The organism is Ornithinimicrobium cavernae (genome assembly GCF_003121625.1).
Lineage (GTDB): Bacteria > Actinomycetota > Actinomycetes > Actinomycetales > Dermatophilaceae > Ornithinicoccus > Ornithinicoccus cavernae.
This window is the reverse complement of sequence record NZ_QDDJ01000005.1, coordinates 108,895-134,135: the sequence shown is the minus strand read 5'-3', so window position 1 is coordinate 134,135 and position 25,241 is coordinate 108,895. Positions and strand designations below refer to the sequence as shown.

Genomic DNA, 25,241 nt, shown 5'->3' with positions numbered 1-25,241 from the left:
TGCTGCATGCGCGCACGACCTGAAGCGCGCACGCAAGGACGAAATCTACCAGTCCGGTGGGAGCTGACCCAAACTGCCGTATGCGGATCGGTCCCGACCCGGCCCTGCCTGCGGGACGTCGCCCGGCTGGCTGGGCTCCGCCTCCACCGGCCGGAGCCGGTGGAGGCAGGAGCGTCAGGGCGTCGCGGTGGTCTCGCTGGTGTCGTCGGTCGGGTCCACGCTGACGGAGCCGCCCTCCGGCGACAGCTCGATCGCGCGGGCGATCGCCTCGTCGAGCCGCTGCTGGGCCTCGGCGAAGGCCTCCCAGTCGCCGTCGCGCAGCGCTGCCTGGCCGTCCTCGTAGGCCGTCTGGATGTCGGCCACGGCGTCGGCGAGGTCTCCGGTCGGCTCCTCGCCGGTGGGCGGCTCCGCGGTCTGGTCCTCACCGTCTCCGGGCGGCTCGACGCCCTCGGTAGGCGGCACGACCGGATCGGTGACCGGTTCGTCGGTGCCGGTCCCCTCATCGCCCGCCGTCGCACCGGAGTCCCCGCCGAACAGCTCGTCCAGTGCACCGTCCAGCGTGTCCGACCAGGCCAGCTCGTTGCCGAAGGAGACCACGACCAGACGCTGCAGCGGGTAGGACGACCCGCCGGCCGCGCGGACATAGATCGGCTCGACGTAGAGCAGCCCACCGCCGACCGGCAGGGTCAGCAGGTTGCCGATCTCGACCCGTGACCCGGCCTGTCGGTTCAGCGACAGGAACTGGGACAGGGTCTGGGTGAACGCCTCGGAGTTGGCGTTGGAGGACTCGATCTCGTTCTGGAACTGTCCCGGACCCGTCACGGTGGAGTCACGCGGCAGCTCCAGCAGCCGCATCTGGCCGTAGCCCTCACGTTTCTCGCCGGCTGTGTCGCCGGCATCGGCGTCGACAGCGAGGTAACCCACGAGGTTCTGTCGGTCCCCACCGGGGATGTAGGTGCTGGTCAGGGAGAAGGTGGGCTCCTCCTGACCGGGCATGGCGATGCTCAGGTAGTACGGCGGCATCGCGACCACGGTGTCTCCGGCGGCGCTCTCGTCGGCCGACACCTCCCAGAAGTCCTGGCCACCGAAGAACGCCTCAGCGGTGTCCACGTGGTAGCGCGCCATGACCTCGCGCTGCACCTTGAACAGGTCCTCGGGATAGCGCAGGTGCCCCATCAGCTCACCGTCGATCTCCGACATCGGCTGGACGGTGTTCTCGAACGCCGAGGACCACGCCTTGAGCAGCGGGTCCTCCTCCTCCCAGGCGTAGAGCGTGACCTCGCCGTCGTAGGCGTCGACGGTGGCCTTGACCGAGTTCCGGATGTAGTTGACGTCGCCCTGGCCGATGGAACGGACGTTCTGCGAGGTCGCCACGAGCGAGTCGGTGGTGACCTCACCGAGGGCCTCGAGCTCGCTGTAGGGGTAGTTCGCGGACACGGTGTAGCCGTCCACGATCCACTTGATGCGCCCGTCCACCACCGCCGGGTAGGGGTTACCGTCCAGGCGTAGCCACGGGGCGACCCGCTCGACGCGCTCCCGTGGCTCCCGGTGGTCCAGCATCCGGGACTCGGGGCCGACACTGTCGGACAGCAGGATCTCGACCTGGCGGTACTTGATGGCGTAGGCCAGCTGGCGAGCGAAGGAGCCCATGTCGACACCGCCGCCACCGGTGTAGGTGTTACGGGTCTCCCCTGACTCGTTGGCGCTGTCGGGGAAGTCCAGCTCCCGCGGGGTGGCGCCGTCGGGGGCACCCACGATGGAGTAGGACGGGGAGTGCTCGCCGAAGTAGATCCGCGGCTCGAAGTCACCGAGCTCGCCGACGGGCGGGATGTTGCGGTGATAGAAGATCGGCTCGCCGTCCTTGGTGCGCTGGTTGCCGTAGGCGGCGACCAGTCCGAAGCCGTGGGTGTAGACCGTGTGGTCGTTGACCCAGTTGCGCTGGGCATCGGGGATGCCGTCGAGCCGCAGCTCACGGACCGCGACGACGGTGTCCACGGTCTCACCGTCGACGTCGTAGCGGTCGACGTCCAGGGCGTCGGGGAACTGGTAGTAGTTGCGCACACCCTGCAGCTGCCGGAAGGTGTCGGACACGATCGCCGGGTCGACGATGCGGATGCCGGGCACGGTCTCGGCGTCCTCCCGGAGCTGGCCGGGCGTCGCCTCCGTCTCGGCCTCGTAGGGCGTGACCTCGGTGTCGGTGAGCCCGTAGGCCGCGAGCGTGGCATCGATGTTGCGCTGGATGAAGGGCTCCTCCAGCTGCGCCTCCGAGGGCTGCACGCGCAGGGACTGGACCAGGGCCGGGTAGGCGCCTCCGACCAGCAGAGCGATGACGACCAGCCCGGCCAGGCCGATCAGCGGCAGGCGCCAGTTGCGGGTCCAGATCGTGGAGAGGAACAGCAGGGCACAGAGGATGGCGGCGATGGCCAGGACGCCTCGGGTCGGCAGGACCGCGTTGACGTCGGTGTAGGTCATGCCGGTCATCCGCCCGTGCTCAGCGGTGGCCAGGCTGTAGCGCTCCAGCCAGAAGGCGAGCGCCCGCACCCCGACCAGGACGGCGAGCAGGACCGACAGGTGGATCCGGGCAGCGGGGGTGGTCTTCTCCCCCGGCCCCTGCAGCTGCAGGCCGCCGTAGATGTAGTGGGTCATCAGCGCACCGACCAGAGCCAGCCCCAGGGTCAGCGTGGCGAAGCTGACCAGGACGTTGAGCCACGGCATCGTGAAGACGAAGAACCCGACGTCGATGTTGAACTGCGGGTCCGTCACCCCGAACGGCTGGCGGTTCACCCACAGCAGCACGGTCTGCCACTGGGCGGCCATCGCCGAACCGGCGAAGAGGCCGAGCAGGATCGGGGCGCCGAGGAAGACCAGGCGGCGCACGGGGTCGAGCGCCGCGCGGTAACGGTCCAGGTTGACCTGCTCGGGGCTGCTCGGGGCGTAGATCGGCCGGTTGCGGTAGGCCAGGTGGAGCGAGGACCACACGAGGAGGCCCGTGACGACACCCGCGCTGACGAAGAGGACGATCTGCGTGAGCAACCGGGTGGTCAGCACGGTGCGGTAGCCGACGGAGTCGTACCAGAGGAACTCGGTCCACAGCTGGGCGAGCCAGGTGATGGCGGTGAGCACACCGACCAGGATCAGGACGGTCGGCAGGAACCTGCCTCGTCCTCCCAGACCGGGCCGCCCACCGCCCGGCCGCCCCCCGCCGGCGCCGGCAGCCGTGCCCTGTCCGCGCGGTCCGCGGGAGCCGATCCCGAACGGGTTCTCCGGGCCCCGGGACCACGGGTCCTTGGGCATCCGGGCCGAGTCGTCCTGCGGCTCCTCCGGAGTCGTCCCATCACGCTCAGTCACTGCTACCCGCTTCCTCGCGGCCGATCGGGTCGGCCAGCCCACCACTTGTCCCCCCAACGCTAACCCAGCGGCCCGGCGGGAGCCGTGCCCAGGTCGGCAGGGCCGCTCCCCCCAGGCCGTCGGGCGGCGACGCGTCCCGCGTCGACGGCAGCGGATGGCACGATGGGCTGGTGTCCGACCTGTCAGAGATCCTCACCAAGGCCGCCGCCGACACCGAGCGGCACGTCGCCAAACTGGGCTGGGACCAGGCCCCCAGGCTGTTCGCCCTGGTCCGCACCGACGCGCTGATGGACGCCGAGCCGGGGCTGCGCGCCCAGCTCGCCGGCTCACCGCCGGAGGGGCTGACCTCGATCGAGCAGGAGGGCATGGCGCAGACCTCCAACATCGAGACGATGCTCGGCACGCTCGGCTGGCCCGACGGGGTGGACGGTGCGGCGATCGCGCTCGAGCGCATCGTGGTGCCACCGGAGGCCGAGCGCGACCTCCCGCTGAACCCCACCGAGGCGACCGAGGCGCTGGCTCAGCACCCGGCCCGCCGGGACGTCCGCCTGCTGGCCGCGGTGCTGCGCAGCGGCGAGTCGGTGTGCCTGCTGCGGCAGCGCGAGCACGACAGCGACGACGCGGTCGCGATCGGCAAGGACATCGCCCCCGGCCTCGTCGAGGCGCTCCGGGCCACCCTCAGCAACTGACCCCTCAGCACCGGGGCAGCGCGACGTCCTCCCCCTTGCCGAGGCCCCCCGGGCCACCCTTCCCTCAGCACCGGGGCAGCGCGACGTCCTCCCCCTTGCCGAGGCCCTCCACGATGTCCCGGGCCTGGCTGAAGGTCTCGATCTTGACGACGTCCAGGTCCCCAGGGACCCGGCCGGAGACCTCGTCGCAGTTCTCGGCGGGGGCCAGGAAGTAGTCCACGCCGGCATCCTCCGCGGCGTGCATCTTCTGCCGGATGCCACCGATGCCACCCACCGTGCCGTCCGAGCTGATCGTGCCGGTGCCGGCGAAGTCCAGGCCGCCGGTGAGCTGCCCCGGGGTGATCTTGTCGTAGATGGCCAGTGAGAACATCATGCCCGCGGACGGACCGCCGACGTTGCCGGCGTCGATGGTGACCTCGTAGGGCAGCTCGAAGTCGCTGGCCAGGTAGACGCCGATGACGGTGCGCGGTGGCGCGTCGGGGTCGAGCGGGTCGGGGTCGCCCTCCCCCGTCGGCACGTCGAGCTCGAGCTCCTCACCGTCCCGCAGGATGGTGAACGGCACCGCCTCACCGGGCTCATAGTCCTGGAGCCTGACGCGCACGTCCTCCGGGCTGGTGATCTCCGTGCCGTCCACCGAGACGATCTGGTCGTTCACCTCCAGGGTGTCGGCCGCCGGGGCGTCCTTGATCACCTGGGCGACCTTGACCTCCTCCGGCACCTCGATGCCGATCGCCCGCAGCGCCACGACCGCTGCACCCAGCTGCGACTGCGACATGAGCTCGACGTTCTGCTCCTGGATCTCCTGCGCGGTCACGTCGGGGGGATAGATCAGGTCGGCGTCGTAGACATCCGTCGCCGGGTTCAGCTCGGCCAGCAGCCAGTCCCAGCCGGTGACCTCCGAACGCGGCCCCCCGTCGATCAGGATCGTCAGGAAGTCGAGGCTGCCGCTGGTCTCGTAGGTCTCCAGACCCTCCACGTGCACGATCGGGTCACCGTTCAGCTCACCGAGCGTGTCGTGCACCCCGGCGGGTCGGTAGATGACCTTGTCGACGGTGACCAGGTTGAGCACTGCCACGGCCGCCACAGTGAGCACGGCCAGCGCCAGCCCGAGACCGGTCGCCCACCCGATGCGGGTATGCGGTGGGTGCGGGGGGCGCTCGACCGGCTGGCCCCCGTAGTAGTTCACAGGCCGACCCACTCGGTGGACCCGGTCTCGAACAGCTGCTTCTTCCAGATCGGCACCCTGGCCTTCAGCTGCTCGATCAGCGTGCGGCACCCCGCAAAGGCCTCCGCCCGGTGCGCGGCCGAGACCGCGCACACGACGGCGGTGTCTCCCACAGCCAGCTCCCCGCGCCGGTGGACGGCCGCGACGCGCTGGACCCCCGGCATACCAGCGACCTCCCGGGCCACGGCGGCGAGCTGCTCCACCGCGTCGGGGTGGGCGCTGTAGTCCAGGCGCACGACACCCTCGCGTCCTCCGTCGTGGTCGCGGACCGTCCCGACGAAGATCGCGACGGCGCCGGCGGCCGGGTGCCGGACCGCCGCCAGCACCTCATCGACCGATGGACCGGAGTCCACGATCTCGACACGGACGACCTGCTGTTCCACACCACTCACCGCGCCATCATCCAATACGCGGCCGGGAAGAGCCTGAGCGTCCCCCGGGTGCATCCTGGTCCGGTGCTCACGGTCGTCGGCGTCGGCGGCGGAGCAGGGCGGCGGTGGCGACGACCGCCACGGCTGCGCTCGCGGCGCCGGCCGCTCCCAGGGCCGCGTCCTTGCGCTCGACCCGACGAGCCATCAGGGCGTGGTGTCCCCTGACGTCCTCCAGCAGGACCTGGACGCAGGCGGCGTTGTCGTGGGCGGGGCGCCACCCGTTGCGCATGAGCTGCCGCGGGTCGACCACCCACGGGTCGGACACGTAGGCCAGGTCGGAGGCCGGCAGCGGGAGCACCCCGAGACGGTGCAACCGGTCCGCCGCGCCGTGTGCCGCGCTGGGGGCCACGGCGACGTGGCGCATGCCGGAGAGCTCCTCGAGCTGCTCCTGGCTGAGGCTGCCGGGTGCCCCGACGGCCACCACCGGCCCGAGCTCCTGGTGCAGGACGACGCGCACCGCCGCGCCGAGGTCGTCCACGTGGCAGAACTGCCAGCGGGGCGCTGACCCCTTGAGCGTCAGCAGCCGGGGAGCCTCGAAGTGGCGCGTGATGATGCTGTCCACGCCGGGTCCCACCAGCGCCGCGGGCCGCACGGAGGTGACCCGCAGACCGGGGTGCACCTCCCGGGCCCGGTCCAGCAGCTCCTCCACGTCGACGAGGTCCGCCACCATGCCCTCCGTGTCCCCCGAGCGCAGCGGGCTGTCCTCCGGGAGCGGCACCTCGTTGTCCGGGCGGGCACCGTAGATCATCGCGCTGGTCACCACCACGAGGTGCCGGACCCCCGCCGCCGCGGCGGAGACGGTGAGGGTCTGCAGCTCCCGCATCATCCGGTCCCGTCGGACAGCCGGGTCCTCGGAGAGCTCGCTGGCCAGGTGCACCCCGTGCGCGAGGTGCACGAGGGCGTCCACGTCGCGCAGCGCGTCCACGAGGTGCGGCGAGGTCAGGTCGGTCAGCCGCCAGTGCACGTCGGTCGCCGCACCGGACCGGCTGTCCAGCCCGATCACCTCGTCGCCGTCGGCCGTCAGCGCTCCGGCGACCGCCGTGCCCAGACGCGAGCCCGCCCGGGTGACGGCGACCCGCAGGGAGCCGGGCGTACGCCCAGAGCGAAAGCGCCCGGATTGGGAACTCATGGGCGGCTCCTCGTGTTGTGTCGGGTAACGGTTGGTGCGCCACCTGGAGCGGCGTTGCCGTCGATCATCCTCTCAGGACGGGCATGATGGGCAACCGGATACAGCGCGACGGAAGGAAGAGCCGTGTCGGACGAGAAGAACCCCGGCGACCGCGGAGCCGGTGACAACGAGACCGACGGCCAGAACCAGCCGATGGGTTTCCGCGGCAGCGGCGACCAGGGCTCCGGAGCAGGCGCCTCCCCGGGCGGCGCCGAGGACCCTCTGGGCGCCCTGTTCGGCGGGGGTGAGCTGCCACCCGAGCTGCGCCAGCAGCTGGAGGCCATGGGGCTGGGGCAGATCGACCCCGCCATGATGCAGATGGTCCAGGCGCAGGTGCAGGCCATGATGTCCGGGGGTGACGACGGGTCCGCGGTCAACATGGGCGTGGCGACCGACGCCGCCCGGCGGGCCGTCGCGGAGACCGGCGACCAGAGCATCGCCGACTCCACGCAGCGCGACGTCGAGCAGGTCGTGCAGGTGGCCAACCTCTGGTTGGACCAGGTCACTGACCTGGCGCCCCCCGAGGGGCGCGTGCGAGCCCTGAGCCGGGCCGAGTGGGTCGAGCAGAGCATGCCGGTGTGGCAGACCCTGACCGAGCCGGTCGCCGCGGGCGTCGCGGCCGCCATGACCGGCGCCATGCAGGACCAGCTACGCGAGCTCGGGGACGGCGAGCTCCCCCAGCTGCCGGGGATCCCCCAGGGCATGGACCCTCGCGCGCTCCTGGGACAGATCGAGCCGATGATGCGCCGGATGAGCGCCGGCATGTTCGGTGCCCAGGTGGGGCAGGCCGTCGGTGGCCTGGCCACCGAGACGGTGTCCGGCACCGAGGTCGGGCTCCCGCTGCTGCCTGGCGAGACGGTCGCCCTGGTGCCCGCCAACGTCGCGGCCTTCGCCGAGGGCCTGCAGATCGACCCGGGCGAGGTGCACCTGTACCTCGCGGTCCGGGAGGCCGCCCGCGTCCGGTTGTTCGCTGCTGTCCCCTGGCTGGGCCCCCAGCTGCTCACCGCGGTCCAGGACTACGCGCGGGACATCAGGTTCGACACGGAGGGCATCGAGGCGGCCCTGCGGACGGTCGACCCCAACGACCCGCAGGCCATGCAGGAGGCCGTCTCGGGCTCGCTGTTCTCCCCGGAGCCGAGCGAGGCGCAGCGCGCCGCCCTGACCCGCCTGGAGACCTACCTGGCGCTGGTCGAGGGGTGGGTCGACACCGTCGCCGGACGCGCGAGCGAGCCACACCTGCCCAATGCCCAGTCCCTCGCCGAGGCGGTGCGGCGGCGCCGCGCCACGGGTGGGCCGGCGGAGAAGGTCTTCGCCTCCCTGGTCGGCCTCGAGCTGCGCCCGCGGCGGCTCCGCGACGCGGCAAACCTGTGGGCCGCCCTGGAGGCCGAGGCGGGCGCGAGCGCCCGTGACCGGGCCTGGGACCACCCCGACCTGGCCCCCCGGGCCGCCGACCTCGACGACCCGCTGGGCTTCGTCGAGCGCGCCACCCGCGCCGACACCGACGACTCGAGCATGGATGAGGAGCTGGAGCGTCTGCTCAACGACGAGGAGTCCTGAGCCAGCAGGTCGCTGACAACGACGGCTGCTACAGCGACACCGGCAGCTGCGACAGCCTGCCCGCCTTCGGGGCGGCCCGCCGGTGACGAGCAGGTCTCAGGTCTCCTCGACGTCGTCGACCGGAGCAGTCGGGTCAGCGTCCCCCTCGGCTCCGAGCGCGGTGTCCAGCTCGGGGCGCCCCATGCCGAAGGCGACGCCCCGCAGGTAGGTCCTGGACTCCTCATAACGCTCGTAGCGACGGACGAGGGCCTGGAAACGTGGCCCGTGGTTGGCCTCGAGCAGGTGTGCCAGCTCGTGCACGATCACACTGTCCACGACCCAGGCCGGCATGCCCTCGAGGTTGGTCGACAGTCGGATGGCGCCCGTCGCCGGGCTGCAGGAGCCCCAGCGTTGCTGCTGGTTGGTCACCCAGCGGATCGACGTCGGGCGCGCCCTTCCGTCCAGGTAACGCTCCGACAGGGCCAGGGCCCGTCCCATCAGGTCGTCCCGCTGGAGCCGCTCGCGCGCCCGGGCCCGCAGGACCCTCGCGAGGAGCCGGTCGACGTGCTCCTGCTCCTGCTCGGGTCTGAGCCCGGCCGGCATGAGCACCACGAGGGTGTCGCCCTCCAGACGCGCCGACACGGTGCGTCGCCGCCGGCTGCTGCGACGGATCTCGATGCGCGGCTGCGGCGTCCTGGGGGATCCTGCGCCGCCGTGGTCGAGAGGTCTGCCGGTCATGGGAGGCCACGTTAGCCGCCTGGATGGACCCGGAACACGGATGTCCACAGGCACACGACACGCAGCAGTCTGAGCACGAATTGTGCGTGATTCGTGCGTGGGTGTGTCTAGGGTGGGAAGGAATTGCGGGTCGCACGACCCGCACGAGTCGGGTTCCGGCCCGCGAAATGATGAGGAGTGAGTGACCATGGCTGAGACCAACGAGACCTACCAGGGCGAGTTCTACTGCGTGAAGTGCAAGGAGAAGCGCGAGGCTGAGGGGAACGTTGTGGAGACGAACGGCCGTCGCATGGCCAAGGGCAAGTGCCCGGTGTGTGGCACCAACCTCAACCGGATCCTCGGCAAGGCCACCAGCGCCTGAGCCGGTAGTCACGCCTGCACGAGGGCGGGTCGGTGTCTGCACCGACCCGCCCTCGTGCTGTCCGGAACCTGGCCTCACGACAGCCCTCCAGGCCTCACTGTGGATAACGCCCTCGCGCCGCGCTGCTCCCGTGGCAGGGTCACGACATGTCCCCGATGGTCCGGCTCCGCCCCACGGCCCGCGCGGTGCGGCGCGGCGCCGGCGAGGTCCAGTTCGGTCTCTCGCCGGCCAGCGGCATCGTGCTCGCCGGACTGACCGAGCGCGAGACCGACCTCCTGTTGTCGCTCACCGGTGCGGCGGGCACGTCGCGTGACGCCTCCCTGGCCCGCCAGTTCGGGGTGCCCCTCCAACGCGTCGAGGAGCTGGTGGACACGTTGCGCGGGCACGGACTGCTGGTCGACCGCGAGGCTCCGGTCGAAGTGCCCGCCGAGCAGGTCGTCTGCGTGAGCGGCCGCGGCACCGTGGTCGAGCGGCTCGGGCAGGAGCTGCGCGGGGCCGGGGTCGGCCGGCTCGTCACCCAGGACGACGTCCGCGGGGACGCGGGAGGCGACAGCGCGGGGTGCGGACCCGGCGACCTGGCGGTGGTCTGCTCCCGGGACGTGGTGGCGCCGGACGAGGGCAGGGCCTGGCAGCGTGCCGGTGTCCCGCACCTGCCAGTGGTCCTGCGCGACGGCGAGGTGGTGATCGGCCCGCTCATCCACCCCGGCCGGTCAGCCTGCCTGCGCTGCCTGGACCTCCACCGCGGCGACCGCGATCACGCGTGGCCCAGCATCCTCACCCAGCTGAGCTCTCCCCCAACCGATCTGGCTCATGCGGTGGACGCCCCGCCGGCCCAGGCAGCCACCATCGCCACGATGGTCACCATGCTCGTGCTGGAGTGCGTGACCGCCCCCGGCCGGGCCCTCGGCGTCTCCTGGCACGTCGGCCTGCCGTGGCCCGAGGTCCACACGAGGGTCTGGACGCCGCACCCGCGCTGCGGGTGCGGCGCACCGGACACAGCGGGAGACGGGGCCGGCACACGGTAGGTGTGTCGACCCCGCCTCGGTGGGTGGTCCTGCTGCGACGACTGGCAATGCGCCCCGGCACGTGCCGGTGTCACCGCATCAGGAGGTGTGCCAGCAGCAGGTGCTGCCGCTGGGCGGTCGGCTGCAGGCCACCGGCCAGCTTCTGCCGGTGCGCCCGCTCGAGCTCCGTGGTCCGCTCCCGGTGCCGGGAACGAGCCAGCTGCTCCTCCATCAGGTGATACATCGTGGGTCTCCTTGTCAGTGTGGGTCCGCGCCGCTCAGGCGGCGACGGGGTTCTTGCGGGGCCGGCCGCGGGGCCGCTTGCGCGGCACCACGACACCCTGGAGCACGAGCTGACCGCCCCAGACACCCCACGGCTCGCGCCGCTCCAGTGCCTGCTCCAGGCAGAGGGCGCGGATCGGGCAGTCGTTGCAGAGTGCCTTGGCCGCCTCGACCTCCTCGGGCAGTTCCGCGAACCAGAGGTCCGCCGGGTGCTCCCGGCAGGGCAGCTCGGCCTCGGTGTCGATGGTCCCCCCGACCAACCAGGGAGTCGACGGCTCGGTGTACTCGGCGTTCCTGACGCCTGCGTGGGTTGACACGCTGTTCCCTTCCTCGCGAGATGTGCAGTGGCGGTGTGGGCCCGTGGCCCCGTCCTGATCAGTCATGGCTTGGCTCCTTGGTGGAGGACCGTGACCTGGGGCACCTACTGCAGATGCACAAAGGCCGCGGATCCTCTGATGGGGTTCCGCGGCCTGCGAGGGGGAGGTGGACCTAGTCCAGAGCCCTCACACGGGGGAACGCCACATCGGTGGCAGGGTTGTCGATGGCGGCACCGAAACCGGCACCGAAGATGTCCGTGCCGACGCGCACCCGCCGAACCTCGAGCGGGCGGACGGAAACACGGCACAGTGCACCCTTGGTGCCTGCCTTGCCAGTCATGGTCATGGTCTCCATGGTTCCGCCTCCTCTCACTCGTGTCTGTCGGCCCCCGGTTGTCACCCCCGGCGGGTTGGTCAGGACCTACCGTACGCCGGGCCCTCACGGGCGCGCAATCTATTTATCGCGATTTGCTGGAGAATCTTTGTGCGGCCCCTCAGAAACGCCCTGACCAGCCAGAACAGCGAGCACGTCCGCACCGTAGAGGTCGAGCTTGCGGGGCCCGACGCCAGCGATCCGGGCCAGCGCCTCCGTGCTGGTCGGTGTCGACTCGGCGATCGCCGTCAGGGTCGCGTCGGTGAAGACGACGAAGGCGGGCACGTCCTGCTCCCTGGACACCTGGAGGCGCCAGTCCCGCAGTCGCTCGAAGGTCGCCTCGTCGTAGGTCGGCGGGCAGTCGCCACAACGGCCGACCTTGCGTTCCGCCGCGGTCTCCAGGACGGTGCCGCAGGTGCGGCAGGTCTTGGGTCGGCGGGGGGTGCGGACGGTGGCCTTCTCGGTGCGGCCCTGCGCCCCCTTGCGCAGTCCCAGCAGGTGCCCCGCCGGCTGGAGGAAGCGGGAGGGCTTGCGGGTGCCCCGGCCGCCGGAGCCGCGGGCCGCCGCCCAGCTGAGCAGGAGCTCCCGCCGGGGCCGGGTCAGCCCCACGTAGAGCAGCCTGCGCTCCTCCTCGATGCGCTCAGCACCCTCGGCCATCGACACAGGAAGGAGCCCCTCGCTGCAGCCGATGATGAAGACGACGTCCCACTCCAGCCCCTTGGCCGCGTGGAGCGAGGCGAGGGTGACGCCCTGCACGGTCGGCGCGTGCTGCTCGGCCGCCCGCCGGTCGAGCTCGGCCACGAAGGTGGCCACGCGGGCCTCCGGCTCCACGGTCACCAGGTCGTCGGCGAGGTTGGCCAGCGCCTCCAGCGACTCCCAGCGCTCCCGGCTGGCGGCCCCTGCCGTCGGGGGCTGCGGGCTCCAGCCCGCGCCGCCGATCACGTCGCGGACCGTCTGCCCCAACGGCCGGCTGCCGGTGTCGCTGCGGCTCGCACCCCGCAGCAACAGCACCGCCTGGCGCACCTCGGGGCGGGAGAAGAACCGCTCCCCACCACGCACGAGGTAGGGCACGTCGCGTCCGGCCAGGGCGGACTCGACGGCCTCGGACTGGGCGTTGGTGCGGAACAGCACGGCGATCTGGGCCGCGGGCGTGCCGGCATGGATCCGGGCACGGATCTCACCGGCCACGCCCGCCGCCTCGGCCACGTCGTCCGGGTAGGCCGTGAGGCGTGGTTGCGGTCCCGCCTCGCCCTGGGCGCGCAGCTCGACCCCGCCGCGGGCGCCGGGGCCCAGCACCAGGTTGGCCAGCTGCACGACCTGGGGCGTGGAGCGGTAGTTGCGCACCAGGCGCACCACGGTGGCGTCCGGGTGGCGCTGCGGGAACTCCAGCAGGTGCCTGGGTGAGGCCCCGGTGAAGGAGTAGATGGTCTGGGCGGGGTCCCCGACGACGCAGACCTCCTCGCGCCCGCCGACCCACAGGTCCAGCAGTTGCTGCTGGACCGGGTTGACGTCCTGGTACTCGTCGACGACGAAGTGGCGGTACTGGTCCCGCACCGACGCTGCGATCCTGGGGTGAGCGTCGAGGATCCCGACCATCAGCAGCAGCACGTCCTCGAAGTCGATGACGTGCCGCTCCCCCTTAACGTCCTCGTAGGTGCTCATCAGCCGGGCGACCGCGGTGAGGTCCAGGCCTGCCACACCGTCCCGGCGGCCGCGGACCGCCTCCGGATAGCCCTGCGGGGTGATCAGGTTGACCTTCGCCCACTCGATCTCCGCGGCCAGGTCACGCAGCGCGGGCCGGTCCAGCCGCAGCCGGAGCCGTCCGGCGGCCTCCGCGACGGCGGGCGCCTTCTGCGCGACCACCTCGGGTGGGGCACCACCGACGGCCTGCGGCCAGAAGAACTGCAGCTGCCGCAGTGCTGCCGCGTGGAAGGTGCGGGCCTGCACCCCGGGGACGCCCAGGCCACGCAGCCTGGTGCGCATCTCCCCCGCCGCGCGGGCGGTGAAGGTGACCGCAAGCACCTGGGACGGCTGGTAGGTCCCGGACCACACGCCATACGCGATCCGGTGGGTGATCGCCCGGGTCTTCCCGGTCCCCGCCCCGGCCAGGACGCACATCGGTCCGGTCGGGGTGGCCGCGACGGCATACTGCTCCGGGTCCAGACCCCGCAGTATGTCGTCCGGCGAGCTGGGCGGACCTGTCGCGGACCCCTGGAGCGGCAGCGTCACCGGGCCGGTCCGGGCACAGGGTTGCTGTCGCTGGCCACCTCGAGCGGACCGCCGTGCCAGTGCTCGATGAGGTGCCGGGCGATCGACACGCGCGGTGGCAGGGCGACCTCGCCGGAGCGCGCGGCGAAGGAGAGCTCGCCCCGGGTGAACCAGTGCGCCTCCGCGATCTCGACGGGGTCGAGGGTCAGCTCGGTCCCCTCGGCGAGCGCGGTGTAGCCGACCATGAGCGAGGCGGGGAACGGCCACGGCTGGTTGCCCCGGTAGGTGAGCTCACCGAGGGAGAGGCCGACCTCCTCCCGGACCTCCCGACGGACGGCGGACTCGAGCGACTCGCCGGCCTCGACGAAACCAGCCAGCACGGACAGCCGGTTCTCCGCCCAGTGCGGACCCCGGGCGAGCAGGATCCGTTCGTCCCGGTCGATGACCGCCACGATGATCGCCGCGTCGGTCCGCGGGTAGTGCTGGGAGCCGTCGGCCGTGCACCGGCGGACCCAGCCGCCCTCCTCGACCTCGGTGTGGGCGCCACAGCGCGGGCAGTAGCCGTGGCGCGCGTGCCAGTTGGCCAGGGCGACGGCCGTGGTCAGCACCCCGGCGTCCGTGTCATCGAGGTCGGAGCCGACCTCCCGGAGGGTGCGCCACCCGCGGGCGGTCTCCTCGGGCAGGTCGCCGCCCTCGGGACGGAGCACGGCCACGTAGGTGGTGCCCTCGTCGTCGTGCCCGAGATACAGCGTGGTCGCGGCGGCGTCGTCGAACCGCGGTGCGCGGTGCACCAGCCGCAGCCGGCCGTCGACCCGGCAGGTCAGCGCGCGCCCATCGGCGAGGTCGATGACCCGGGTGCCGGCGTCTGCCAGGGCACGCGCGACGGGGTCGCCGTCCCGCCGGCCGTTGCCATTGCGGTGGAGGGTCCCCCGGGACAGCGACAGGTCGAGCAGTGACTCGGAATCCAGACTCACGTCTCCACTGTAGGCGGGTCTGAGGACAGTCGTGTCGCGCGGCGTCCAGCACGGTGCGGACCGGACGTCATACGGTAGGGACCGTGATTCGCAGCGACCTGGCCCTGGCAGCACTGGCCACCGCCGCCGTGCCCGGCATGCGGCCGGTGTCGGTCGCCGCCGTCCGCACGGCGGAGGAGAACCCCCTCCACCAGTCCGCCCTCGTCGAGGACGTCACCGGGCGGATGTGGGTGGTCCGCTCACCACTGAGCGCGGCGGCGGGTGCCGAGCTGGAGCGCAACGACGACCTGGTCCGGCAGCTGGGCAAGCACCTGCCGTTCAGGGTGCCCGCGGCCGCGGGCTATGCCGACCTCGGGCCGGACGGCAGGGCCGCTGTCTACCCGTATGTCGAGGGGCTGGCTCTCAGCCTGCGGCACCTGCCGCAGGGGGCCGGCCTGGCCAGCGCGGTCGGACGTGCGGTCGCGGCGATCCACAACATGCCCCGGGAGCTGTTCGAGGAGCACGCCGTCCCCGTCTTCGACGCCGCCGAGTACCGCGCGCGCAAGCTCACCGAGCTGGACCGGGCCGCCGAGACCGGTCACGTCCCGAACGGTCTGCTGGCCCGGTGGGAGCAGGCTCTGGACGCTGCCCCGATGTGGCAGTTCACGACCGTCCCGACCCATGGCTCCCTCGACGGGTCCTCCTTCCTGGTCGCCTTCTCCGACGACGACGCGTCCAGCGGCCGGGTGGTTGGCCTCACCGGCTGGGAGCGCGCCCAGGTGGCCGATCCCGCGGAGGACTTCGCCCGACTGGTTGAGAAGTCCCACCCGCGGGCGGTTGACGCGGTCCTGGAGAGCTACTCGATGGCACGGTCGCAGCGGCCGGACGGTTACCTGCTGAACCGCGCGCGCCTGGCCTCCGAGATGCGCCTGCTGACCGGTCTGGTGGCCGGCATGGGTGCCGGTGACCAGGCCTTCGTCCGGGGCCGAGCGGATCAGCTGCGCAAGCTGGACCGGCTGACCGCCAATGACGACTCCCTGGTCCCGCGGACCGCCCTGGCCCCGCCGGTCACGACCCAACCTGCGCAGGAGCACCTCGTCGAGGGCGCGCAGCCTGTCGACGGGGAGCACCCTCTGGAGGACCAGCAGCCTGCGGAGGGTCAGCCGTCCGCGGACGGGCAGTCCGTGGACGAGCATCAGTCCGCGCCTGAGCAGCAGTTCGCCTCGGTGCAGGGTGCCGAGAGCCTGTCCACCGCACCGGTTCCGCCGGTCCCGGAAGAGGACGACGAGCCGGCCTTCGTGGTGGAGCCTCCCGCCGACGGCGGGCACCTCGAGCCGGCCCACCCCGAGCGCGACCACGCCCACGACCAGGGACCCGCCCGCGACGAGGAGCTGCACGAAGCGAACGGTGCGGCGACCACCGACGACGCGAGCAGGGACGAGCCGGCACCGCGGGTCTCCCCGGCCGATGTCACGGCCCCGATCCCGATGTTCCGTCCCGTCGAGGAGGCCCACGAGAGCAGCCAGGGCACTGACGTCGCGGACCAGGGTGCCGACGAGGCCGACCAGGGAACCGACGTCGCCGATCAGGGTGCCGACGAGGCCGACCAGGGAACCGACGTCGCCGATCAGGGCGCAGACGAGGCCGACCAGGACACGGTCGATGCCGTCGCCGCTGCCGCTCCTGCCGGGGACCAGGGCAGGTCGGACACGAAGGTCACGTCGGACAACCTGTCGTCGGCGCCCGACGCGGGTGACACGTCGGCCCCTGACGAGCCGGCCCCCTCCGTGCCAACCCTCCCCGAGATGCTGGAGGACGAGCCGGACGAACCTCTTCCCTCCCCGCTGGACGGCGGGAGTGTCGACCCGCCCGAGGGCAGGGCGACCGCGGCCGGCCACGAGACCTCGGCAGGCGAGTCAGCGCAGGGCACCCGCGAGGACCTGGCACTCGAGCCGTCGGAGCGTGAGGCGCGGGCCCGAGAGGACGGCCACGCGCGGGAGCGCGAGGACGACGGCGAGCGGGAGCGCGAGGAGGACGGCGAGCGGGAGCGCGAGGGCGACGGCGAGCAGGAGCGCGAGGAGCGCGAGACCCGCGAGCGCCTCCACACGCTGTACGGCATGCCGGATGAGGCGGACATCGACCCCTCTGAGACCGACGGCCCCGGTCGCGCCTGACCCGCGAGGACCACGGAGCACCTCGCCGGACACACCCGTCCGCAGACACCAGTCCGCCCGGCTACCCCTCGGTGGCCCGCGCCACCAGCTCCTGGAGGTCCAGCTCGGGCGGCAGGTCGGGGCGGACCGTCTCACCGGTCGCCGCATAGAAGAACGCAGCCCCGACGCGGTCGGGGTCCATGCCACGCAGCCTGGCGTAGGCGACGCGGTAGACCGCCAGCTGCAGGATCCGCGTGGCCTCCCGCTCGCTGCCGGGACGCGCACCGGTCTTCCAGTCGACCACGACGAAGCCGTCGGCCTCGGTGAACACGGCGTCGATCCGACCACGGATCGCCCGACCTCCGATCAGCGTCTCGACCGGCACCTCGATCTCGACCGGCACCCTGCCGGCCCACTCGCTGGCCAGGAAGTTCTCCCGCATACGGGAGAGGTCCACCAGCTCGTGACCGGTGTCCTCGGTGTCTGCGAGCAGCTCCTCCACCTCGACCAGGGAGGGCATGCCGTAGTGCCGCTCCACCCACGCGTGGAAGGAGGTGCCGGCACGGGCTGCGTGAGCGGGCGGCCCGGGGACAGGCCGCCGCAGATCGCGCAGATAGGCGTCGCGGTCGGCCGTCAGCTGGACCAGGCCGGAGGTGGACAGGTGCGCTGGCAGCTGCGCCTGGCCGGCGGTCTGGCGCGAGGCGCGCAGCTCCTCGCGCTCGCGCAGCAAGCGGGCGACGTCCGCGCCCACCTCGTCTTCCGGTCCCGGGGAGGTCAGCGTGCCGGTGCGGCGGGCGTCCAGGACCGCCTGGACGACATCGGCGACGAGCCGTCGACGGGCATCCGGGACCGTGGGCCAGGGAGCCAGCTCCTCCTCCGCCAGCAACGGGTTGACTGCCTGCTGAGGGTCGTCCGGGTCCGGCATCGCCTCCCAGCGGTCGGTCTCGACACCGTCGCCCGCTGCGACGAGCTCCAGGAGGAAGCGCGAGGTCTCCCGCGGCGACTGGCCTGTGGACCAGACGGGGGCGGTCACCAGCAGGTCGTGCCGCGCGCGGGTGAAGGCGACGTAGGCCAGACGTCGCTCCTCCTGCAGCTGGTGACGTCCGCCGGCGATCGCGAACGCCTCGAGACCCTCCTTGAGCTCCTGGGTGTCCTGCACCGCGTCCAACGGGGCAGCGGGGAGCCCCGCGGCGTCACCGCGTAGCGGGTAGGGCAGCTTGCCGATGCCGGTGAGCCACCCCCTGTCGGTGGGCGTCCGTGCCTTCCATCCCGTCTCGGTGACCCTGGTCTGGGTCGAGTAGGACGGAAAGATGCCCTCGGCCAGTCCCGGCACCGCCACGACGTCCCACTCCAGGCCCTTGGCCGCGTGGACGGTGAGGACCTGGACCGCCGACTCCGACACCGCGACCTCGGCCATCTCCAGGCCCCGCTCCCGCTCCCGGGCGGCCTCGAGCCAGTCCACGAAGCCACCGAGGGTCGGTCGCTCAGCCGTGACCGAGAACGTCGCGGCAACCTCCGCGAGGGCATCGAGCTGGGCCCGTCCCCAGGCGGGCGGCAGGTCGGGATCGGAGGCGACCTCCAGGTCCAGGCCGATCGCCCGCTCGGCCTCGACGAGCAGCTCGGGCAGCGGCAGACCAGCCAGGGACCGGACCCGGTCGACGGCCTGCCCCAGTGCGCGCACCCGGTCTCGGGCGACCTCGCTGACCCTGCGGCCCCGTGAGGCGGTCCAGGTGGGCGGTGGGAGCCGGTCGAGGGCGTCGGAGAGCACCACCTCGCTGCGTGGCAGCCCGTCGCGCTCGGCCAGCGCGCCGACCCACGCCCAGAGCCCGTCGAGGTCCGCCGCACCCAGCCGGCACAGGGGTCCGGTCAGGAGGCGCATCAGCGCATCGCCCCTGGTCGGGTCCTGCGCCACGGTCAGGAGCGCGACGAGGTCGGCGACCTCGGGAGCACTGAGCAACCCACCCAGCCCGACGATCTCCACCGGGAGACCCTGCTCCCGCAGTGCCTGCACGACCTGGTCGAACTGGGCACGGTTGCGGCACAGGACGGCGGCTGTGCGGCCCGTCGGGGCTCCGTCGGCGTCCAGCCAGTGGCCACGGACCCACTCGGCGACGTAGTCCGCCTCCTGACGGTGTGTCAGCAGGCGCGCGGCCCGCACGTTGCCCGCCTCGGCTCCCGGCCGGGGCCGCAGCTCGGCGACGTGCACCCTGCTCGCGCGCCGCAGCGCCGCTGACACGTCGTTGGCGACGCTCAGGATGCGCTCGGAGTTGCGCCAGGAGGTCGACAGCGGCAGCACGGTGGCGGGCCGTCCACCGGCCGGGAACTCCTCGGGGAAGCTGCTCAGCGTGGTGGCGCTGGCCCCGCGCCAGCCGTAGATGGACTGGCTGGGGTCGCCGACCGCCGTCAGGGGGAGCTGGTGACCGGAGAACAGACTGGACAGCAGCACCATCTGGGCCTCGCTGGTGTCCTGGAACTCGTCCAGCAGCACCGCGCGGTGCAGCTGGCGTTCCTGGGCGCCGACCGACGGCAGCGCTGCGGCCAGGCGGGCCGCGATGGCCATCTGGTCGGCGAAGTCGAGGAGGCCACGGGCGCGCTTCAGCTCGCGGTAGCGGTCCACCAGCGGATAGACCCGCGCCTGGTCGCGCAGGTCGGCGGCCGTGTCCGCGGCGATCTTGAGCGGCTTCTTGTGGTCCCGACCGGGAAGGCCGACCAGCCTCGCGGCGTAACGCTCGACCAGCTCCCGGGCCGGCGCGGTCTCCACCAGGTGCTCGGCCAGCTCCCCCGACAGGGACAGCACAGCATCCACGAGGGTCGAGGGAGCCTTCTCGAATCCCGACAGGTCGGCGTCGGTGGTGTGCACCACCTCGTGCGCGAGCTGCCAGGCCGACGCCTCGGAGAGCAGTCGGGAGTCGGGCTCGATGCCCCACCGCAGCCCGTGCTCGGAGACCAGGCGTCCGGCATACGCGTGGTAGGTCGAGACCTCCGGGAGAGGCACCTCGTCCTCCTCAGGCGACCACAGACCCCGTTCGGTGGCGGTGCGCAGTCGACGGCCGATCCGCTCGCCGAGCTCGATGGCCGCCTTGCGGGTGAAGGTGAGGCCCAGGACCTCCTCGGGGCGGACGATGCCGTTGACGACGAGCCAGACCACCCGGGCCGCCATGGTCTCGGTCTTGCCCGACCCGGCGCCCGCGACCACGAGGGTCGGCTCCAACGGTGCCTCGATCACCGCGACCTGCTCCGCCGTGGGTGGCAGCTGACCGAGGGCGGCCGCGATCTCGAGCGCGCCGAGCGACGGTCGTCCCGGGCCGTTGCCCACGGGGGAACCGATCTCTCCGCGCTGTTCCAGGGGTGTGGTGGACAGGTGTGGGTTCACGCGAGCATCCGCCCCTCCGGCTGGATGGGGCAGCTGAACTTCACTGGACACACGCGGCACCACGCACCGGGTGAGGCAGGGAACTGGGCACCGGCCATGCCGCTGGCCGTGCGCGCGACCAGGTCGTGGGCCCACTCCGGCTCGGGGTCCTCGCCCAGCGGCGCCTGTCGCTGCAGCCCGTGGTTGAGGGTCGTCGTCCCGCCCGGGGCGCCGAGGTGCACCAGCGCGGCACCTGCGGTCCCCACGCCGGGCCGGTCAGTGTGTCCCGGCGTGGACGGTGCCTCGAGCGGCTCTCGGACCTCCCCTGCCCGGGCCCCCGTGGTGCCCTCGGTCGGAGCACCGCCGGAGTGCCGCCGGTCGTCGGGCGGCTGCCCTGCAGGCTGCCCGTCATCGAGCTGAGCGAGCAGTCGCTCGCCCCCGCCCTCCACGACGGCGACCTGGTAGACCCCCAGCTGCGGGTGGTGCGGGATGTCCTTGCGGGCGGGGCGGGACGAGCCGGTCTTGAGGTCGATCACCAGCAGCTCACCCGCTGCGTCGCGCTCCAGGCGGTCGACCCGCCCGGTGATGAGGGCGCGCTCGTGCTGCGCCGTGAGGTCGAGCTCGACCCCGAGGAGCTCACGCCCCTGTGCGGTCGCCTCGGCCACATAGCTGGTGTAGCGGTGCAGCATGCGCACGGCTCGCTCCCACTGCCGGGTCTGGACCCAGCCCTCCCCCAGCGCCAGCTCGTGCCACCGGCCCCGCAACGCCTCCGTCAGCTCCTCGGCAGCAGCCCCTGGCGCCGCGGAGACCACGTCGTGCACCAGGGTGCCGACGGCGCTGGCGGTGGCCCCGCCGGCGTCGCCGCCGTGGCTGCCGAGCAGCCACCGCAACTGGCACTCACTGAACGCCTGCACGCGCGAGGGCGACACGGGCACGGGGCCGTCCTCCTGGAGCGGCCGGTCGTCGGACAGGCTCCGGCCACGCCACCAGGCGGCCGGGGCCGCGCCCCCGACGCCGGCCTCCTCCAGGGTGAGCAGGTGACTGGCCGCCCGGTCCCGTGCAGCGTGGTCCCCGTCGCGCTGTGCCCGGACCACGTCTGCACGCAACCTGGCCACCAGGCTCCGCAGCGTCAGGGGCGGTGCGACGTCGACCGGAACCCGCTCGCCGTCGGTGGGGTCCACCAGGTCCAGGAAGCTCGAGGGCTGGTCGTCGACGCTGGCGACGGCCGTCACCAGGAGCGAGCCGGCGCTGCGGGTCAGGGCGGCGTAGAACTGCCGGACCTCGTCCGCCCGGACCTGGGCCTGGGCGGCCCGCAGGCCGGCCGTGCCCTCGACCGGCCGCCCGTGGAGCACGGACACCAGCGTCTCGGCGCCCAGGAGTGAGTCCCGCAGCCGCAGGTCGGGCCACACGCCCTCCTGGACGCCCACCACGGCGACCAGGTCCCACTCCCTGCCCGCCGCCGACTGCGGGGTGAGCACCTCGACGGCCTCCCTCGGACGGGCCCTGGCCACCAGCGAGTCGGGGCTCACCTCCAGCGCCCGGACGTGGGCAAGGAAACCGTCGGGTCCACGCCCGGGCAACCGGTCGACATACGACTCGGCGGCACCGAACAGCGTCATCACGGCATCCAGGTCACGGTCGGCGCGTGCTCCTGCCGCCCCGCCGGCGAGGGCCGCGGCACGCCAGGAGTCGGCCACGCCGGCCGTGGCCCAGAGGGCCCAGAGCACTGTCTCGGCGGTGACACCCGGTGCCCAGCCGCCGTCCGGCCCCCGGGTCGCGGCGGCGCGACCGGCGGCCAGGACCTCGGCGAGGCGCGCGGCCGGGCCCGCGTCGAACCCGAGGAGCCGCAGCCCGGCCGGCTGGTCGAGCAGGGCGGCCAGCACCTCCTCGGACGGTCGGGCTCCGCCGTCCTCGCGCTCTGCTGCCGCCAGCACCCGGCGCAGCCGCATGAGGGCGACCGGGTCGGCACCGCCCAGGGGGGAGGTGACCAGCTCGACCGCCTCGGCCGCGGAGCAGCCCTGCCCCGGCGGCCGGAGACACACCTCGTAGGCCAGGAGGAGGGCCCGCACGACGGGGTGCTCCTGGAGCGGTCCGGTGCTGGGCGGCTCGTGCACCGGCACGCCAGCACCCACGAGGGCACGCCGCACCTGGTCCAGCCGCGAGCGGCTGCGCGCCAGGACGGCCATCCGTGACCAGGGTGTTCTCCGGTCACCCAGGTGGGCATTCCGGAACCAGCCGGCGACCAGGGCGGCCTCCTGGGCCGCGCTGCGGACCGTGACCACCTGCAACGGCTCCGCGCTGTCGCCGCCCGCCGCGCTGTCGCCGCCGCCCTCCGCGGTGGCCGCTGGCCGGCGGTGGTCGGTGCCCGTCGTGGCGCCGATGCGGTCGACCACCCGGCCGGTGGCCTCCAGCAGGCCGGCGGAGCGGCGGTGGCTCACGGTGAGCACGGCACGGCGGGGCACCCCGCCGGAGCGGGCGGCGAGCCGGTCCGCCAGACGGCTGAACCGGGCCGGGTCCGCACCGCGGAACCCCTGACCGGTCACGTCGCCGTCGCCGATCAGGACCACCGACAGGCCCGGGTGGTAGACCTGCTCGACCAGCCGGGCAGCGGAGGCCGTGAGCTCCTGCGCGTCGTCGACCACGATCAGGCGCACCCGTCGTCGCACCTGGTCGAGCAGCTCAGGGTCCGCGGCCAGCCGGTCGGCGGCCGCCGTGCAGATCCACGCGGGGTCGTAGGTGCTGGGGCGCTGGAGCGCCGTCACCTCGTCGTACTCCCGCAGGACCTCAGCTGCCGCCGCCCACTCCGATCGACCGTGACGGCTGGCCAGGTCCCTCAGCTCCTCGGGCCCCAGGCCGTTCTCGACGGTGCGCATGAGCAGGTCGCGCAGCTGGTCACGAAAACCCCTGGTGGACAGGGCGTCGCGGAGGCCGGCCGGCCACGCCGGTCCCCGTCCGGACTCGCGGTGGCCGGCGAGCAGGTCGGCCAGCACGACGTCCTGCTCGGCACCGGACAGCAGCCGCGGCGGCGGCTCGTCCTCGGACGCGGCAGCATCGGTCAGCAGGCTGAAGGCGAAGGCGGAGGGAGTGCGCGCCATCGGCTGGGTCGTCGTGCCGCCGACGGCGGCGGTGATCGCGTCACGCAGCCGACCCGCGGCGACCCGCGTGGGCGCCAGCACCAGCGCCGTGTCGGCCGAGAGGTCGTCCCTGGTCACGCGGTCCACCACGGTCGCGACGGCGACGGTGGTCTTCCCCGTGCCCGGGGCGCCGATCACCTGCAGCACCGGGACCCGCTCACGGACAGCCGCCAGCTGCGAGTCGTCGAGCAGCTCCTCCGTGGTCATCACCGGCCCCATCAGATCAGGAGCCACTGACACCGTCCCACCGGGCGCGGCGCATCTCCACGCCGCGGCTGGTCAGCGGGGTGCCCTCGGCCAGCAGCCGGGCCCGCGCCTCGTCCTCCTTGCCCGGCGGCAGCCGCCCGTCCGCCCGCACGATGCGCCACCAGCACGTCCCACCGCCGTACCGGGACATGACCTGACCGACCTGGCGGGCTCCGCCGTACTCCAGCAGCTCCGCCACGTCCCCGTAACTCAGGACGCGGCCGGACGGGATACTGTCAACAAGTTCGATCACCCGGCCCGCGAAGACGGGAAGTGGCGCAGGGTCCGCCAGGTCTGGGTGCATCGACCCAGGATAGGACCGAGAGCTCCCGCGGGAGCACGACCCGAGGAGGACCACCTGCCGAGCAACGACGTCACCCCACCCGCTCGTCTCCCCCGAGCGGCCCGCCGAGAGCAGCTGCTCGCCACAGCTCAGGAGGCCTTCGTCGAGTCCGGCTACCACGCGACCTCGATGGACGAGATCGCCGAGCGCGCAGGGGTCAGCAAACCGGTTCTCTACCAGCACTTCGACGGCAAGCTGGAGCTGTACCTCGGTCTGCTCGAGACCCAGAGCGACCTGCTCATCGACCAGCTGGAGGCCGCCCTGACCTCCAGCGAGGACAACGCCGAGCGGGTGGCCGCGACGGTCCGTGCCTACTTCGAGTTCGCGGACGCCCCGCACGACGCGCACCGGCTGCTTTTCGAGACCGACCTGGTCAGCGAGCCCGCCGTCCGCGACCTGCTCGACCGGCCGTTCCGCCAGTGCGCCGACGCCGTCGCCAAGCTGATCGTCCAGGACACCGGCATGCCCTTCGGCAGTGCCCAGCTGCTGGGGGTCAGCCTGGTCGGTATGGCCCAGGCGTGCGCCCAGCGCTGGGTCGCCGAGGGGCGACAGACACCGCTGGAGGAGGCGATCGAGCTCATCTCGACGGTTGCCTGGCGCGGTCTGGGACGGTTCCCGCTCAACCGGGCAGAAACCGGCTCCGACTAACGTTGACGCCGAAGACCACAGACCGACCAGAGATTTGAGGGAGCATGGAAGTTCGTATCGGTGTCAAGCACGTCAGCCGTGAGGTCGTCATCGAGTCCTCGCAGAAGCCCGACGAGGTCCAGAAGATCGTCTCGGCCGCGCTCGCCGGCGAGAAGGTCCTGGAGCTGGCCGACGAGAAGGGTCGCCGCGTCGTGGTCCCCGTGGAGGCCGTCGGCTACGTCGAGATCGGTGTCGAGGAGGCCGGCCGGGTCGGGTTCGGCAGCTACTGAACGCACGCAGGACAGACCGCCCCATCGTCTGATCCCACACTGTGAGACGGCATCCCGATAAACTGCGGATGGCCCTGACCCTCCCGGTCAGGCTCGGGCAACCAGGTCAACGACCGCCATCAGCCCGGTGGCACAGAAAGGTGCGATCGACATGATTTGGACCATCATCACGGCGCTGATCGCCGGCTGCATCATCGGCCCGCTAGCGCGTCTGATCCTTCCCGGCAAGCAGAACATCTCCGTCCCGATGACGATCCTGCTCGGTGCAGTGGGGGCTCTCCTGGGGTCCTGGCTCTACACGCTGATGAGCGGCAACGAGAACACCGGCGGTGTCGACTGGATCGCGTTCGCCCTCGGCGTCGTGGTCGCCATCGTGCTCGTGCTGATCTACGGCGCGGTCACCGGCAGGGACACCAACAAGCGTCTCGGCTGACCTCTCACGCACCACAAGAGGCGTGGTCCC

Annotated in this window: 21 protein-coding genes; 8 read left to right on the top strand and 13 right to left on the bottom strand. The window is 72.6% G+C overall.

The window, feature by feature from the left end; all coding sequences use genetic code 11:
* Nucleotides 1-174 precede the first annotated feature (174 nt).
* Nucleotides 175-3,348, bottom strand: a complete 3,174-nt coding sequence (locus DA085_RS06885; RefSeq protein WP_237565357.1) for a UPF0182 family membrane protein — start codon at nt 3,346-3,348, stop codon at nt 175-177.
* Nucleotides 3,349-3,518: 170 nt separating this feature from the next.
* Here DA085_RS06885 and DA085_RS06880 point away from each other — a divergent pair, with 170 nt between their 5' ends.
* Nucleotides 3,519-4,037, top strand: coding sequence for a PPA1309 family protein (locus tag DA085_RS06880; RefSeq protein ID WP_237565356.1), 519 nt, complete (start codon nt 3,519-3,521; stop codon nt 4,035-4,037).
* 64 nt (nt 4,038-4,101) lie between these two features.
* Here the strand turns inward: DA085_RS06880 and DA085_RS06875 are convergent, their stop codons facing one another.
* The 3 genes from DA085_RS06875 to DA085_RS06865 form a co-directional block, all read right to left on the bottom strand.
* On the bottom strand, nt 4,102-5,223 hold the full coding sequence (locus tag DA085_RS06875) for a YlbL family protein (protein ID WP_109472208.1): 1,122 nt from the start codon (nt 5,221-5,223) through the stop codon (nt 4,102-4,104).
* On the bottom strand, nt 5,220-5,654 hold the full coding sequence (locus DA085_RS06870) for a molybdenum cofactor biosynthesis protein MoaE (protein ID WP_237565355.1): 435 nt from the start codon (nt 5,652-5,654) through the stop codon (nt 5,220-5,222). Before DA085_RS06870 ends, DA085_RS06875 begins: the two co-directional genes overlap by 4 nt.
* A gap of 67 nt (nt 5,655-5,721) precedes the next feature.
* Nucleotides 5,722-6,822: an NAD-dependent epimerase/dehydratase family protein gene (locus tag DA085_RS06865; RefSeq protein WP_109472206.1), complete on the bottom strand. Its 1,101-nt coding sequence runs from the start codon at nt 6,820-6,822 to the stop codon at nt 5,722-5,724.
* 123 nt (nt 6,823-6,945) lie between these two features.
* Here DA085_RS06865 and DA085_RS06860 point away from each other — a divergent pair, with 123 nt between their 5' ends.
* Entirely contained in the window at nt 6,946-8,418 is a 1,473-nt protein-coding gene (locus DA085_RS06860) for a zinc-dependent metalloprotease (RefSeq protein WP_237565354.1), read from the top strand.
* A 96-nt stretch (nt 8,419-8,514) separates the two neighbouring features.
* On the opposite strand, the gene DA085_RS06855 is transcribed toward DA085_RS06860, so the two are convergent.
* Nucleotides 8,515-9,135: a M48 family metallopeptidase gene (locus DA085_RS06855; RefSeq protein ID WP_109472205.1), complete on the bottom strand. Its 621-nt coding sequence runs from the start codon at nt 9,133-9,135 to the stop codon at nt 8,515-8,517.
* Nucleotides 9,136-9,322: 187 nt separating this feature from the next.
* On the opposite strand from DA085_RS06855, the gene DA085_RS21300 reads away from it, so the two are divergent.
* Nucleotides 9,323-9,496: a DUF5679 domain-containing protein gene (locus DA085_RS21300; protein ID WP_109472365.1), complete on the top strand. Its 174-nt coding sequence runs from the start codon at nt 9,323-9,325 to the stop codon at nt 9,494-9,496.
* 146 nt (nt 9,497-9,642) lie between these two features.
* Entirely contained in the window at nt 9,643-10,521 is an 879-nt protein-coding gene (locus tag DA085_RS06845; RefSeq protein WP_109472204.1) for a hypothetical protein, read from the top strand.
* A gap of 70 nt (nt 10,522-10,591) precedes the next feature.
* On the opposite strand, the gene DA085_RS20885 is transcribed toward DA085_RS06845, so the two are convergent.
* From DA085_RS20885 to nudC, 5 genes are all read right to left on the bottom strand, one after another.
* Entirely contained in the window at nt 10,592-10,744 is a 153-nt protein-coding gene (locus tag DA085_RS20885; RefSeq protein ID WP_154402123.1) for a hypothetical protein, read from the bottom strand.
* 34 nt (nt 10,745-10,778) lie between these two features.
* Nucleotides 10,779-11,042 carry a WhiB family transcriptional regulator gene (locus tag DA085_RS06840; RefSeq protein WP_237565372.1) on the bottom strand — a complete coding sequence of 88 codons (264 nt, stop codon included), beginning with the start codon at nt 11,040-11,042 and terminating at the stop codon, nt 10,779-10,781.
* Between the two features lie 229 nt (nt 11,043-11,271).
* The gene (locus DA085_RS06835; RefSeq protein WP_109472202.1) at nt 11,272-11,454 is read right to left on the bottom strand and encodes a hypothetical protein; all 183 of its coding nucleotides are present in this window, start codon (nt 11,452-11,454) and stop codon (nt 11,272-11,274) included.
* Nucleotides 11,455-11,553: 99 nt separating this feature from the next.
* On the bottom strand, nt 11,554-13,590 hold the full coding sequence (locus DA085_RS06830) for an ATP-dependent DNA helicase UvrD2 (RefSeq protein ID WP_109472364.1): 2,037 nt from the start codon (nt 13,588-13,590) through the stop codon (nt 11,554-11,556).
* Nucleotides 13,591-13,697: 107 nt separating this feature from the next.
* Entirely contained in the window at nt 13,698-14,654 is a 957-nt protein-coding gene (nudC, locus tag DA085_RS06825; protein ID WP_109472201.1) for an NAD(+) diphosphatase, read from the bottom strand.
* A gap of 83 nt (nt 14,655-14,737) precedes the next feature.
* On the opposite strand from nudC, the gene DA085_RS06820 reads away from it, so the two are divergent.
* Nucleotides 14,738-16,807: a phosphotransferase gene (locus DA085_RS06820; RefSeq protein ID WP_109472200.1), complete on the top strand. Its 2,070-nt coding sequence runs from the start codon at nt 14,738-14,740 to the stop codon at nt 16,805-16,807.
* Nucleotides 16,808-16,868: 61 nt separating this feature from the next.
* Here the strand turns inward: DA085_RS06820 and DA085_RS06815 are convergent, their stop codons facing one another.
* Genes DA085_RS06815 through DA085_RS06805 form a run of 3 tightly spaced genes read right to left on the bottom strand, consistent with a single transcriptional unit; the run spans nt 16,869 to nt 23,822 of the window.
* Entirely contained in the window at nt 16,869-20,159 is a 3,291-nt protein-coding gene (locus DA085_RS06815; protein ID WP_237565353.1) for an ATP-dependent helicase, read from the bottom strand.
* Nucleotides 20,156-23,479, bottom strand: coding sequence for a UrvD/REP family ATP-dependent DNA helicase (locus DA085_RS06810; RefSeq protein WP_161958438.1), 3,324 nt, complete (start codon nt 23,477-23,479; stop codon nt 20,156-20,158). Before DA085_RS06810 ends, DA085_RS06815 begins: the two co-directional genes overlap by 4 nt.
* A gap of 16 nt (nt 23,480-23,495) precedes the next feature.
* Entirely contained in the window at nt 23,496-23,822 is a 327-nt protein-coding gene (locus tag DA085_RS06805) for an MGMT family protein (RefSeq protein ID WP_109472198.1), read from the bottom strand.
* On the opposite strand from DA085_RS06805, the gene DA085_RS06800 reads away from it, so the two are divergent.
* From DA085_RS06800 to DA085_RS06790, 3 genes are all read left to right on the top strand, one after another.
* A complete protein-coding gene (locus tag DA085_RS06800) occupies nt 23,817-24,509 on the top strand; it encodes a TetR/AcrR family transcriptional regulator (RefSeq protein WP_237565352.1) in 693 nt (230 codons plus the stop codon). The genes DA085_RS06805 and DA085_RS06800 overlap by 6 nt on opposite strands.
* 44 nt (nt 24,510-24,553) lie before the next feature.
* Nucleotides 24,554-24,778: a DUF3107 domain-containing protein gene (locus DA085_RS06795; RefSeq protein ID WP_109472197.1), complete on the top strand. Its 225-nt coding sequence runs from the start codon at nt 24,554-24,556 to the stop codon at nt 24,776-24,778.
* Nucleotides 24,779-24,929: 151 nt separating this feature from the next.
* Nucleotides 24,930-25,211: a GlsB/YeaQ/YmgE family stress response membrane protein gene (locus tag DA085_RS06790; RefSeq protein ID WP_109472196.1), complete on the top strand. Its 282-nt coding sequence runs from the start codon at nt 24,930-24,932 to the stop codon at nt 25,209-25,211.
* The last annotated feature ends 30 nt before the right edge of the window (nt 25,212-25,241 follow it).

Excerpts from the sequence above, each read along its gene's own strand:
- DA085_RS06865 (WP_109472206.1), bottom strand. The coding sequence starts at position 6,822 with ATGAGTTCCCAATCCGGGCGCTTTCGCTCTGGGCGTACGCCCGGCTCC.
- DA085_RS06855 (WP_109472205.1), bottom strand. The coding sequence starts at position 9,135 with ATGACCGGCAGACCTCTCGACCACGGCGGCGCAGGATCCCCCAGGACG.
- DA085_RS21300 (WP_109472365.1), top strand. The coding sequence starts at position 9,323 with ATGGCTGAGACCAACGAGACCTACCAGGGCGAGTTCTACTGCGTGAAG.
- DA085_RS06845 (WP_109472204.1), top strand. The coding sequence starts at position 9,643 with ATGTCCCCGATGGTCCGGCTCCGCCCCACGGCCCGCGCGGTGCGGCGC.
- DA085_RS20885 (WP_154402123.1), bottom strand. The coding sequence starts at position 10,744 with ATGTATCACCTGATGGAGGAGCAGCTGGCTCGTTCCCGGCACCGGGAG.
- DA085_RS06835 (WP_109472202.1), bottom strand. The coding sequence starts at position 11,454 with ATGGAGACCATGACCATGACTGGCAAGGCAGGCACCAAGGGTGCACTG.
- DA085_RS06830 (WP_109472364.1), bottom strand. The coding sequence starts at position 13,590 with ATGTGCGTCCTGGCCGGGGCGGGGACCGGGAAGACCCGGGCGATCACC.
- DA085_RS06810 (WP_161958438.1), bottom strand. The coding sequence starts at position 23,479 with ATGACCACGGAGGAGCTGCTCGACGACTCGCAGCTGGCGGCTGTCCGT.
- DA085_RS06805 (WP_109472198.1), bottom strand. The coding sequence starts at position 23,822 with ATGCACCCAGACCTGGCGGACCCTGCGCCACTTCCCGTCTTCGCGGGC.
- DA085_RS06795 (WP_109472197.1), top strand. The coding sequence starts at position 24,554 with ATGGAAGTTCGTATCGGTGTCAAGCACGTCAGCCGTGAGGTCGTCATC.
- DA085_RS06790 (WP_109472196.1), top strand. The coding sequence starts at position 24,930 with ATGATTTGGACCATCATCACGGCGCTGATCGCCGGCTGCATCATCGGC.